Source organism: Shewanella sp. 125m-1, assembly GCF_052977065.1.
In genome coordinates, this window is sequence record NZ_JBRILT010000003.1 from 171123 (window position 1) to 184166 (window position 13044).

Annotated in this window: 11 protein-coding genes; 4 read left to right on the plus strand and 7 right to left on the minus strand. The window is 44.0% G+C overall.

Annotation, left to right across the window (positions count from 1 at the left end; translation table 11 throughout):
* Positions 1 to 449: 449 nt before the first annotated feature.
* The 3 genes from ACVBIK_RS02840 to ACVBIK_RS02850 all read left to right on the plus strand — a co-directional run bounded on the left by ACVBIK_RS02840 (position 450) and on the right by ACVBIK_RS02850 (position 3282).
* Positions 450 to 1202 (plus strand): winged helix-turn-helix domain-containing protein, encoded by a 753-nt coding sequence (locus ACVBIK_RS02840; protein WP_447169055.1) that lies wholly within the window; start codon positions 450 to 452, stop codon positions 1200 to 1202.
* A 43-nt stretch (positions 1203 to 1245) separates the two neighbouring features.
* Positions 1246 to 1764, plus strand: coding sequence for a hypothetical protein (locus tag ACVBIK_RS02845; RefSeq protein ID WP_447159450.1), 519 nt, complete (start codon positions 1246 to 1248; stop codon positions 1762 to 1764).
* Between the two features lie 138 nt (positions 1765 to 1902).
* Entirely contained in the window at positions 1903 to 3282 is a 1380-nt protein-coding gene (locus ACVBIK_RS02850) for a DUF4397 domain-containing protein (RefSeq protein WP_447159449.1), read from the plus strand.
* Between the two features lie 138 nt (positions 3283 to 3420).
* Here the strand turns inward: ACVBIK_RS02850 and ACVBIK_RS02855 are convergent, their stop codons facing one another.
* The gene (locus ACVBIK_RS02855) at positions 3421 to 4251 is read right to left on the minus strand and encodes a hypothetical protein (RefSeq protein WP_447159448.1); all 831 of its coding nucleotides are present in this window, start codon (positions 4249 to 4251) and stop codon (positions 3421 to 3423) included.
* Positions 4252 to 4768: 517 nt separating this feature from the next.
* Between ACVBIK_RS02855 and ACVBIK_RS02860 the strand changes: the two genes are divergently transcribed.
* The gene (locus ACVBIK_RS02860; RefSeq protein WP_447159447.1) at positions 4769 to 5425 is read left to right on the plus strand and encodes a thiol:disulfide interchange protein DsbA/DsbL; all 657 of its coding nucleotides are present in this window, start codon (positions 4769 to 4771) and stop codon (positions 5423 to 5425) included.
* Positions 5426 to 5487: 62 nt separating this feature from the next.
* Here ACVBIK_RS02860 and ACVBIK_RS02865 read toward each other — a convergent pair whose 3' ends face one another.
* The 6 genes from ACVBIK_RS02865 to ACVBIK_RS02890 form a co-directional block, all read right to left on the minus strand.
* The gene (locus ACVBIK_RS02865; protein WP_447169056.1) at positions 5488 to 6492 is read right to left on the minus strand and encodes a glycosyltransferase; all 1005 of its coding nucleotides are present in this window, start codon (positions 6490 to 6492) and stop codon (positions 5488 to 5490) included.
* 614 nt (positions 6493 to 7106) lie between these two features.
* Complete coding sequence (locus tag ACVBIK_RS02870; RefSeq protein WP_447159445.1) at positions 7107 to 7637, minus strand: cytochrome b/b6 domain-containing protein; 531 nt, start codon at positions 7635 to 7637, stop codon at positions 7107 to 7109.
* 17 nt (positions 7638 to 7654) lie between these two features.
* Complete coding sequence (gene hemG / locus ACVBIK_RS02875) at positions 7655 to 8188, minus strand: menaquinone-dependent protoporphyrinogen IX dehydrogenase (RefSeq protein WP_447162984.1); 534 nt, start codon at positions 8186 to 8188, stop codon at positions 7655 to 7657.
* A 216-nt stretch (positions 8189 to 8404) separates the two neighbouring features.
* A complete protein-coding gene (locus tag ACVBIK_RS02880) occupies positions 8405 to 10102 on the minus strand; it encodes a di-heme oxidoredictase family protein (protein ID WP_447169057.1) in 1698 nt (565 codons plus the stop codon).
* 128 nt (positions 10103 to 10230) lie between these two features.
* Positions 10231 to 11379, minus strand: coding sequence for an imelysin family protein (locus ACVBIK_RS02885; protein WP_447169058.1), 1149 nt, complete (start codon positions 11377 to 11379; stop codon positions 10231 to 10233).
* Positions 11380 to 11416: 37 nt separating this feature from the next.
* Positions 11417 to 12820 (minus strand): hypothetical protein, encoded by a 1404-nt coding sequence (locus tag ACVBIK_RS02890; RefSeq protein WP_447169059.1) that lies wholly within the window; start codon positions 12818 to 12820, stop codon positions 11417 to 11419.
* Positions 12821 to 13044 lie beyond the last annotated feature (224 nt).

Below are 13044 nucleotides of genomic sequence, written 5' to 3' on the forward strand. Positions count from 1 at the left end.
CACCCTATATCCATCATTATTTTATTTTGTCTATAAGCCTCTGGGCCTATGTCGATTAGTCAACGAGTTCAAATTTTGGATAACGACTCGATGGAGTAACTGTAAGAAATGAGGAAAATAAAAATGTGATTTATGACTGATGAAGCTAGCAGCAACACAACTCAACAATTAGACGCCGCATCAACGAATCAACGCACCGCGGCACATATCAAATACTGCGAATTTGTGATGGCAATCACTTAATTTGTGCTGATTTGCGGCATTTTATACACATGATTAGGTTAATGAATTGTATGAATCAATGTGACCAAGCTCCCAATTAGCCATACTGACCTATACACAGGACTCAATTTTGCCACCTTTAAACAACATAAGTACCAGGATCACAGACTTCATTAGTTTTACTTCATAGACTTGTATACATTGATAGTTCTAGTGAGGCGGCGAAGATGCAATTGGGACATTGCAGATTTGATATTGAAAAAGAAGAGTTAACGAACTTAGACAATGGCAATACTTGGCACCTACCAAGAGCCGAACTGCAAGTTTTAACCCTATTGATAGACTATCAAGGCAAAGTGGTGGCTAAACCACTATTAAAAGCCGGTGATGGCAAGCAGCCTCCTCTTAGTGACTCCTCGGTGACCCGAGCGGTATTCACACTTCGCTCATTCTTGGGCCCGCAATATGAGTCACTAATAGAAACGGTCAAAGGCCAGGGGTATCTGTTACGCCACCATCGAAGTAGAAAGGCAACTCAACCTGGATCACCGCGCAAAAGGCTCCCTTTTAAACTCACAGCAATATTGACTTTTTGTTTAGTCCTCGCCTTAAGTTGTGGCTGGATTTTTTACGCTGCGCCCGGTTTATCTAAAAGTAAACCCACACCACTGCAAGCCAGCAAAGTCAGTAACATCGCAGGACAAGCTGTCTACGTCATTTTGTATTCCCATTCAAAAACCAACAATGGTTTATTGCTCGAGTTGGGCCAAATCATGAAAAGCAGTCTGCGCCAATGCCCGCTCACAAGTTGGAAGAACGTGTACTTGTCGCTATCCCACGACAAGCAAGTCCTTAATATCACCTTACGGGGTGATCAATTTGGCCAATCCATCATTCGCAATTTAAAGATTAGTGATCTGCGCCAACCCCAGCAGTTTATCAATCAGCAATGGCTGCAAGACGTTGAGATTTGTGACTAGCCGCTTAATCAATAATATCAAGAATAAGAACGAGGAATTGAGTATGACGCGAACATGGCGCTGGGCGATAAATATCATCATTTTGCTAGCTTTACTGAGCTGCGTCGCGGTGATCTATCAACTAACAGCAAAGCAGCCTAGCTTTATGCTTAGCTGTAGCTCAGAGCTATTCAATCGACAGAAAATGAATCAAGACAGCCAGCATTACCTATTAGTCGACCTGTTTTCTAAAGACGGACAAGCACAAATCAACTATCGCTATTTCGACCTAGACGGCAATTCAGCGGGCTCAGTGTCCATGCAAGGGCACGTCAATCAGGTTGATATTGATAACATGTTTTATGATATTTCAGTCAAAACCAAACAAGAGTTTACACACTCGAACCAGGAACAGGCTCCAGAGCATTTTAAATACCTGTCTTATGTCAGCAGCCTAAACCTGAATAAGAAGGGCATGCATAATCTAAGCGTTCAAGTCTTAGAGCGCGATGAAAATAAAGACTTTGCAGTGGTGCTGTTTCAACCCAGCAATACGGTATGCGGCTGCCGACTTGTCAATTAAGTACATGCGTTAGAATGCCAAAAAACACCCTTCAAAAACCATAAAACAGACTCAATGTAAATTATTTGTATATTTTTTGATCTAACGAAATTTCAGCAGCGTAATGGTTGTCGAAACTAAACATCAAGGAATATAGCAATGAAATTTTCAACTCCATTCGCACGTTATGCCTCTGTCATTACCATTTCAGTATTAGGTCTAACTGCATGTAGCGATGATGATAATGATATAGTCCCCCCTCCATTTGTACTTTATGAATCTGAAATTCGTGTCATACACGCAGGTAGTGATGCACCGCTAGTCAATGTTACCGCCAACGGCGCTAACTTTGTTGACGATGTGGACTATGCCATGTCGAGCGGTTTAACAACGGTGCCAAGTGGCAGCTACGCCGTAGCGGTCGATGCACTTTTACCCGACGGTACGACAACAACAGTATTAACTGCGGATTTAGATACTGAAGCTGATACAGAATATACCGCCGTTGCCTTAGGCAAAGTCGCTGACAACTCACTCATGCTTAAACTGATTGCCAACCCAGAGCAAGATATCGCCGATAACTACGCACGAGTGCAGGTGTTGCATGCCGCGCCTGCAGTTGGGCTGGTAGATGTCTACGTTACCGAACCGAATGCCGATATCAGTACAATGCAGCCAACCCTATCAGCAAACTATATGGATGCGAGTCCACAACTTGAGGTACCTGCCGCTAAATATCAAATTCGTATTACGGCTGCGGGTTCAAAAGATGCAGTATATGATTCAGGGCCGGTAACATTAGCCGATGAAGAAGATTACTTTATCTCGGCTATCCCTAATACTTGGACCGGTATGTCTCCTGTCGCTCTGCTTGTGGCGCTGCCTGAAGGGCAAGTATTACTCAATGACATAAACAGTGGCAGTGATATACGCGTCATACACGCCGTAGCCGATGCGCCAGCGGTTGATGTATTTTTAGATGGCAGCACAACTGCAGCAATAACAGATCTGATGTTTAAAGGCGTTGTCGGTTACGTTAACATCCCAGCAGGTGACCATACCGTTACAGTTGCAGCCAATGCCGACAACAATGTTGTTGTCATCGACAACGCACCATTTGAGTTAGACCTTGGTGACAGCTACTCAATTTTTGCCGTAGGCTCTTTAGCTGATAACGACATTGCCCCTTGGATCATAATGGAAAATACCCGAGTGGTAGCAACAGAGGCTAAGTTAACGGTATCTCATGCAGCATACTCTGCGCCTAATGTTGATATTTATTTAACTGCAACCGATGATATTGCTAATGCGACCCCAGTACTGACAGATGTGCCATTTGAAGCCTCTTCAGGTAGCTTAAGTGTTCCTGCTGGTGACTATGTGGTTAGCGTAACAGTTACAGGTACTAAAACCGTGGCCATAGGTCCATTACCCATTAGCTTAGAAAATGGTGGTATTTATGGTGTTGCTGCAATCGATACCGATACCAGTGGTGTATTTAGTGTCATTTTACTAGATGACTTCGTCACTAATAAATAGTTACGGCTAACGCATTACAGATATCTAATACAGATAAAATAGTGCTCTATTAATTAAAGTATTTACAACCAACAAAAGCGCCATGCAATGCATGGCGCTTTTATTACTAATACGTCAGTTAACCTCAGAGAGCAATCGTTAACCCCAAGGCATATCTACATAAATTCGTACTAACGTGTCTCTGTCCCATGGCAAGATAGCCAGGTAATCTGGTGAGGTTTTATCGCGATTATCAAATGGGTCAAGATTATATTCTGTATGCTCAACGCTAAGCTTTATTTCGCTATTCTCAATCCAGCCATCAGAATGATAGCTCAGCACACCGGTATACTTATTTTCTAGCCAGTCACTGCCATCATTCCAGGTTTGTGCCGCAGCATAAATGTCAAACGAATCACCAAGGGGCAGTAGAGTATCGAGGGCTATTGAATAGGCGCCGGTTTTATTTTGAAAGTCGTCACGATCATAGCCACGCTCTCTTGGCACATCATCGTCAATTTCCAGCATGTAATAACCCGCAGCGACTTCAAATCCCGCATACACACGGCCATTATCAAACCTTGCTACGATACCGGGAAAGAGTTTAGCTTGCTTCTCTACCGAGCTAACCGTATTACGTTTGCCATCTAAGGTTACTTGCCACTGTAAGTTCATTACCTCAGAAAAGCGGTATAAATTACCGTCAACGGAAAAGGCACTTTGGAACCAAATAGGAATATGATCAGGGTCTAACTTATCTTTATCATCATCAATAAAGATATCTAGCTCACCTTGCCATAGCAGCTCTGATTCGGTTTGATGCGCGACATAAAAGCCTGCATGTGCGCCGAGTGTATGAGAATCGGCCTGATCGACAATGGTATTTTGGCCACCAAATGCAATGCGCCAGTCTGTCGCCTGTGCATTGGTTGTTAGCCCGACTGCCACAAGAGCTAATGCTGCAATAAATAAGTGCGGTTGATTGTTCAAGTCCCTTTCCCCCAAGGCATACTCAGACTTTATATAGAAACTATTGATTAATCGGAAGATATTGATTAATCAATCCCATTAACTAACAAAGCACTGCTCTAAACTTAGTCAAAAACTAACATAAATAGATAAGATAATCTGTTTAATATTAGTCATGATATTATCTAAAAGTTTATTAATTACCGTTAAAGAAATCGGCTTCTCGCTGCAGTCTAAACCCAGCATTTCGATATACATGGCTTAAAAAGCGCAATAAGTTCCCTTGGGAGGTTAACTTTTTATAAAATTTCACTGAGATTGTGAGGCTTAGCAAAATTTAAAATGAAAACTCCCGTTTACGCTTAAAATCATTGCGTGGGTCACACTCTAGAGCATGTATTAATATGCAAATTCAGTCATAATTAAGCATCTGGTTTTATTCTTAACAACAATGTAATTTGCTGTAACGGATGAATAATATTTGTATTATTCGTTATCGCTTGACTACTTATACAAACGTCACCTAGAGGACACTAGTTTGATTAAACATATTGCTTTAGCGTTAACACTTGCCGTTGCTCCACTGAGCAGCTTTGCCGCACAATTTGTTGAAGGTAAGCACTTCAGCGTTATCTCAGATAAAGCACCAAGCAGCGAACCAAAACTAACTGAGTTTTATTCGTTCTACTGCGGCAACTGTTTCAACATGGAAAAGATGTACTTAGCTGATATCAAAGCCAACTTGAACAAGCAAGTTACCTTTGACAGCAAGCACGTTGATTTTGCCAACACCGAAATTAACACTGAAGTTATGCGCTCTCTTGCGGTTATCCAAACATTAGATAACCAAAAGCCATTAACTGATGCTATGTTCAAAGTTATCCAAGGCGATAATGGTGAGAAGCATGATCACAGCGCACCAGGCCACAAGCATGACGAACCGCTACAAAGCCGTGACGACATCAAAGCTGTATTTGCTAAATTTGGCGTAACTGCAGAGCAATATGATGCTGCAGCAGACAGCAAAGAAACCAACGAGAAGTTGGCGCTATGGCGTTCACAGCAACGTGAATTTAAAGTACAAAGCGTACCTGCGTTCATCGTCAACGACAAATATGCAGTTAACATGGGCTCTATCCGTACACTAGCCGAGCTAATCGACCTAATGAACTACCTAGCACTTGAGCACAAGTAATCTCAAACTCGTGTTGAGAAATAGAAAAAGGCGCTAATTAGCGCCTTTTTTGTTTTTAAATATCATTTGTTGTTAAGCACATCTTCTAACACCTGTTGCCAACGCTCTAGCATCGACTCCCAAGCTTGAACGCTAGATAACCGCGCAGAGACCGTGATCTTAAGCGGCTCTGTTATTGCGTGATTAATCGCGCTTTCAATGCCCTCGACGGTTAACTCATTAATCAGCTGATAACCCCCTTGTCGCTCTAACCCTGCTAACTGCTCACCTAATCCGTCAATATTTGCCGCGATAACGCCTTTACCCGCAGCAATGGCTTCCAAGCACGTTAGACCAAACGGCTCCCAACGTGAGGGGATAATGACAAGATCGCCACGGCTAAGAAACTGAGGCACATCATGCACCTCACCAACCAAATGAACATGTTCTAAAGGCGCTGCTAGTGCTGCAAGTTCGGGCCCTTGATCTCCCTCTCCGGCCAATATCAGTTCGACTCTGTTAGGCGGCAGCTTCGCCATTGCTTTAATCAACAAATCAAAGCCTTTTTGCTGACTCAAACGCCCGTAGGCCAATAACCTAATTGGCGCACTAGCGCTCTTTTCTGGCAATGCAATAAACGAGCTCAGCTCTTTCCCCTGCCCGACTCGCACCAGCTTATCGGTAGGTAATACGCCTAGCGCTTGTAACCAGTCAGCCTGGGCGTTAGACACAGATAACACTTTATCCATAAGCCCATAACCCAGCCTAAGCATAAGTCGAAATCGCCATGGGGATTTAACACAGTGACGGGCAAACTCTCGACTATAATGGTGCTCTTGATAAAGGATTGGCGTGCCAATATTGGCAAGTTTAAGTGCTAAAAATGCAGGGAGTTTGCGCCAATTAACGGCGCCATGAACGACGATAACATCAGCTTGATAACGTTTAAATTGCGGCTTATTGAATTGACTAACCACGCGTTGAAAAGAAAAAGACTGCCGTAACCTTGAGGCGGCAAGACTCGTTAGCGCGAGGTTCACGCCACCAAGCTTAATATCATCGACGAGATGGATTACGGTTGGCAGCAAAGCGAGTCCTTATAGAATGCTGGATAAGTTCCTTTTACTTCATACTCGTTAAGTTAAAGAAAAACCAACTAATTTGAAAGCATTGTTTTGCTCAGCCCACTCAAGCTGATTTGGCAAGTCAACATAATCGGTTGGTAGTTAAGATATGACATAATCGCTTGGTGGTCACACAAGATTAAAGAAGCTTCTAACTCATTTTGGGACATAAGCTATTCACCACGGCGAATATGCCGAAGCCATGTGCTAATAAGCGAGAGCTAGGGATAGCGAACTGGCCGTTAAACACGGATGTTATTGGAACACGGAGCGCTACGCTACACGAAGAAAAGCAACAGCTAGAACAAAAGCAACAGTAAAAGGCTCGTCATCAAACATTTTAATCTTTTGCTCTACGATCTTCTCCGTGACCTCCGTGAAAGCGAAGCGCTTCTGGTTAAATTTCCGCTTTGAAATAGAGTTATGCCGACGCAATATTGTATACGTTAACTAAACCACTTTAAGGCAAAAGCAATTCACCACGGAAGACACTTATGGAAACGGAGGACATTGAGGACACGAAAAAAGCAATAATCTTACTCAAGAGAGCAAATTTTATCGCATTTGTGTAAGTTTTATTAGCTTCTGAAAAAATCTAGCAGGTGCAAACAAGCAAATACGGCATGTAATACGATAAAACCGATAAAACCTTGTGCAAAATGAATATGATAACCACGCCAGAACAGCGCATCACTGCTGCCTTGAGTGGCAAACCACAGTAGACCCGTGACTCCAACAGCTAAAAACAGCAGCATGCCTATGCCTTCAGTAACACTGAATAATCCACGCCCGCCGGCAATCGGGATCTTGCCTTTAAACAAGCCTAGAATATCAGACTTAAGCTGCGAAAAATCACCGAGCAACCAGGGGAAATACTGGCGCCACTTTCCTTTAAGACAGGTAGTAATCAAAAAGGTAATCGACAAGAAGGCGGCGATAAGCCCAAGATACACATGGCTTTGATCCCAAAACGATGCATTGGGGCGTAATCTGCGGCCCATCACAATAGAGCCGCTTGTAAAAATTAGATATGCACTGGTGATAATGATGAGCACATGCTGCAAATCAATATACTTTCTCGCTAAGCGTTTAAACGTCGATTGCGCCATATCTCATCCTGTGCTTGCTAAACCGTAACCGCCAAATTATTAATACTGTCGGCATAGGTATCAACCTTATTCCAATCAGTATATTCAATATTAGTATCAGCTGCAGTAGGGCCTTTAGTCATCCACATAATAAAGCGAATAATGTTCCTATCCATTACGCCGTAACTTGGGTAGTTAAGGTTGCCAGCAAACACTTGCGCCACATCAGGCATCCAAGGTGACTTTTCAAAGAATGCTTGCATATATGGGTTAGTCTCAGCGGTATTCTTTAGAGGTTTACGCGCCACTAAGTTAACCGAAAAGAAGCTACTCGGCTTTTGCTCTAATGCTGCTTGGTGGGCTTCAATAAAATCATAAACTGCCGCATTGTGCTTACCATGACGAATACTGGCACCGATAATAATCTTATCAAATTCACCTAAATCCACTTTATCGGCAATGCTAACAGCGGTGACACAATTGCCGACTGCCTTGAGCTTATCTTCTAAATAGGCACAAATTTTACGAGTCTGGCCATGCACACTAGAGTAAACGATAAGAATTTTGCTCACTAAGCACCCCTGAAGTGTTAATTTTAAAGTGAATGAATTTAATAAATAAATCATAGGTGATTTGACTAAAAGATTACATGAAACAGATCACGAGGCGTAGTGCAATAAATCGAATTAGCTTTACCTAGTTCACAAAATTAACAGCGGGCCTCCCCTAAAGAGGTAGCCCCGCTGTTTTTACGTTGACTGAGTGAATTTCAGTTATGCAGACTTTGCTTATAGTGACATTAAGAAATCAATAACTTGCGAGCGTTCTTCGCGGCTTAATGTCATAAAACCTTGCTGACTTTGCTCTGCTTCACCGCCATGCCACAAAATCGCTTCCTCTAATGTGGCTGCGCGGCCATCATGTAAAAATCCTGCTTGCGGATTCACGGTTTGCGTTAGGCCTATTCCCCATAACGGACGCGTACGCCACTCATTGCCATCGGCTAAGAAATCGGGACGACCATCAGCAAGTTCATCACCCATATCGTGCAGTAACATGTCGCTAAATGGATAGATAGTTTGACTCTTATGGCCAGCAATCATCTCTAAGCCACCAATGTCACCTGAAGCTTGAGTCACAAAGCGTGGGGTATGACAACCACTGCAGTTTAACTGCTCAAACAATCTTGCTCCTTCACGAACATCAACATTATCCACATTACGCCTTGCCGGTACCGCTAGCGTTTCAGCATAAAACACTACGGCATCACTGAACTCAGCGCTCGCTTCAGGCTCTCCATCGACACCAACTCCGGTATCGACAAAGCCAGTACGAGTTAAATAAGCATCATGCAGCGCAGTGCCAGCAATACTTTCATCTGGGAACAGCGGATTAGTAATGCCAATATCACCGCGCAGCGCGCCTAATGACTGCACCCTAACGCTGGGCGTATTAGCCTTCCAGCCAAAGCGGCCCAGCGACACCGGATTACTGTCTCCCGCTTGTGCTTTAACCGCATCAAAAACATAGTTAGCACGACCAGAAATGCCATCATTATTGCTATCAGCAGCATCAACGTTGGCGATAATATCAGCCTCAGCGATGGCCTCTAACAAACCTAAACCAAATACCGGCATACCATTTCGCCAGCCCATCAGTACATCATCTTGCAGCAAGTTAGAGGTGACGTTACTACTAGCCCTAGTTTCACCCGGCGCATCATAGGGGTTTTCCACATCGAACCGTGGTTTTTTCAGCGTGACACTCGTGCCATCACTGTAAGTAACCCGCTTAGTTTCATAGGAGAGGTAAACATCAGCCTGACCAATAAATTGATTTTGCTGCCAGTCATCTCGAGCTTGCAGTACGCCGCGATGAAATAGTTGCCCACCAAAGTCGGGCACAGGTATTGGCGCGCAGTAATTATTTGCCGCCGTACCTAAGGTGCAAGGCTCGCTGGGCGCCTTACTGATCCTTAAGAATATTCCCGCTTGTGAGCCGAGTTTAACCCGAGATTTGCCAGCAGGAACGATAGGGCTTGAGTTACGGCCATCACGCTGATGGCAAGAGTTACAATCTGCGTTATTAAATACTGGCCCCAAACCATCTAGCTCAGGATGGGCACTATTGGGCGCGGTAGTAAAAGTAGTTTCAAAGCCTACATCTCCCTCAAGGTGCAACTCCAGCTCATTAGCCGTCAGGTTTGGCGCAGGAGTTGAAAAACCATGACCCGACTCAGAGGCATCAAAGGTAGTGGTATCACCACCAAGGGCTTTGATATCGGTATAAGCTGGATAGATTTTTCCTTCAGGTGTGGGCGCTGCATCATCGCCAGAGCCGCCACATGCACTTAAGCTTGCGGCCCCTAACAAGACTAGGCTGCTAATAAGGCTTTTTCGAAAACTAATGCCGCTATTTAATTGCGCTCTTTTTTGCGGTATTTCGTTTTGCTGCGATCTGTTTTTTTGAGAGTGTTTATCTGTCATCTGCTGTTCCACACACGGCATGCCAAAAATTATTCCCCATTATCTTTTATCGTTTTTTAACCATTTAAAAAACAAGGGAACTATCCTATTAAAAAGGAGGCCTTACGGCCTCCTCAAATATTCACCTTCTAGATGTTCCACTCTTTAAGTAGTGGCAACACATCAGACTCTAAACTCGCTTGTAGCTTAGTCAGTGCATCGACGGCTGTTTGAATACGCACACGTGCGTCGCTATCAGAAATAGCCTGACGAAATGGCATATTGTGAGTACCGGCTATAGCGTTGATTTTAGTGATTGCATCATCAATTTCAGTCTTAACTCGCGTTGCTAGTTCAGGATTAGCAGCATTGACGAAATCGATAATACCTTGCTTATCGGCATTGCCCGCTAGCTCACCAAGGTAAACATTGCGTACGCCAATAATGTTGTCGCTAAAGTCGGTAAGCGAGTTCCAAGAGTATTGAGACTCAACTTTTGAGGTGTCAGCTTTATCGATTGACTCACCAAATGGGTCGGCAATTTTACCGTTACCCACCTCGTCAACAATCGCAATCATGCCGTTAACGAGCTCTTCTACCACGCCCACTTCTGAGCTATAGAAAGTATTGCCATCGATACCAGAATTTTTCAGTAACTCACCATAAGCCTTACCGCTTTGACCGTCGTGGCTGATAAGCCATGCGTCATCGAGTGTCTTGGTGTAATCACGAAACACTTCTGCAAGTCCCATTAAATAATCACGCTCGTTTGGTGTCAGTTCGCTAATGGTTTTGGTGTTATCTGCAACACCGTCACCAAATAATAGGTATTCCATGGTGTGAAAGCCCTGCACGTCATCATTCCAACCTTTAATGGTGTCAGCGTCAAAGCCCGTGCTATTGGCCAGCACAGTCGTTAAATCAGTGGTGTTTAGCGGCCAGCTATCAAGATGTGGATCGATACCCAGTGAGTCTACTGGGCCAAAGATATGTGATTCACCTTGCTCCCACGGCTGACGAGCAGCTTTCCACGCTTCTTGAGCGGCAAGCAAGTTGGCTTGTGTCGGTGTGGCAACCAATGTTTGCGTCGCTTGCAGCATTGCCTCACCGCGCAGGGCAAGGTTTGAGTACCCCGCAACAATCACATCATCAGTGAGGTTAGTGACCATCTCTGTCGCGGCAAAGCTAAAACCCTTTTTTGGTACAACAACAGCGGTATCGTCAGAACCAGAGCCGCCACATGCACTAAGCGTTGAAATAAGCGCAATGGCTAGCGCTGAGTGAGTAAAATGTTTCATAAAAACTCCATGTATTTTGTTAGTTACTATTTGTGATTTAAAGTGAGAACTGGTAACCAACGCCTAAAGCAAAAAAGTGGGTATCGGGAATAGATGACACAGCCACCTGCTGTACGCCAGCTTCGGCTTTGATCACTATTTCAGGGATGGGGAAGTAGTTAATACCAGCGCTAATCCAAGTGTTTTCATAGCGTTTTGTAGCAATGCCGGTTTCAACTTCTTTTAGTGGATTTGAGTAGTCTATGTTGGCAAAAATGGTGACTGGTACAGAGGTAAATTCACCAAGGTCAACACCCGCCTCAATGAAGAAAGCTTCAGACTTTGAGCCTAATTGAGCGAAGTTACCCGGCTTGAGGCCCGGGGTGGTTTTATTAGCTTGAGTGATAGCGTCACTATCACTTAACGTGCCATAAAGGTATTGACCGCGTAAGATCCATGGGCCTTCAACAAATGCACCCGCAATTGATAGAATTTCAACCGTACCGTCAGCACTTAGTTTATTGGTTTTATGTCGATTACCACTGGTGTTGCCATAATAATAAGAGGCACCAATGGCTGAGCCTGTTTTAAAATTGCCATAATCGAGGCGAACCACATAAGCGAGATCATCGCCATTCACATGCTCAAAACGCTTTTGATGCCCTGAAGCCACCCAGTCATAGGTACGGAAATATTCTGAGTTCAAACCACTAACCACTTGGGCTTGATAGTGAAAGTTAGCCATTTCACCAAAGATACCGATGCCGTTTTCATTCCAGACTGTAGGTAACATCGCCGCTTCACTCTTATGGCGTTGCACGGTCAAGTACTGACTAGGCTTATGCAGCATACTACCGACACCTACAGGTAGATGGATATTACCGAATTTAACGCCAAAGGCATCACTTGGGCGATAACGGATCTCGGCTTTTTCAATCATCACCTCGCCACCGGCTTCCACTTCAGCTTCGAACTCGCCAAACTCATCGAAACCGTCATATTCTAGCGCGGTGCCGGTGCCGCCATGCTCATATTCGATTTCAACTTCCATGTCCCATTCGTCATTGAACTGGTAGCCAAACTCAGTCACGATCCGCTCTAGATCAAAACGGCTGCGGCGCTCAGGAGATGTATCCTGTACGTTGTCGTAGTACTCGTCGCTGGTGTAAATCACGCTGCCATATGACTTAAACGAAAACTTGTCCCAGTTACTCACTGTGTCTGTCGCTTTAGCAGTCTGCAAAACTTGTTGCTGAGTAGCTGCAGCTTGCTCTGTGCTCACTTTTTGCAGCTCAGCTAATTGCAGCAACTGAGTCTTAAGCCCGGCAAGTTCAGCTTCTTGCTTGGCTATTGCAGCAGCTAATGCTTCTGGCTCGGTTGCTGACATAGCATTCGTACTGAACACACTAGCGATAGCAATCGCTAACATATTCAACTTGGTATGCTTCGAAATAGATTTCATAAACGGCTCTCATTTTGATCCTACGCTGTATACCTATCGGTATTAACCAGCTCCCCTAATTCGCGGACAAACTAACCCAAATGAGAATGATTTACATTAATATTTACAATCATCTTTACAAACGACTTACATTAAAAGCTATTGAGCAACAAGCAATGCAGATGCTAAAGCAAGAATAAAACCAATGAAAACAATATCTAAAGCAGAAGTAGCCGCTCACATTA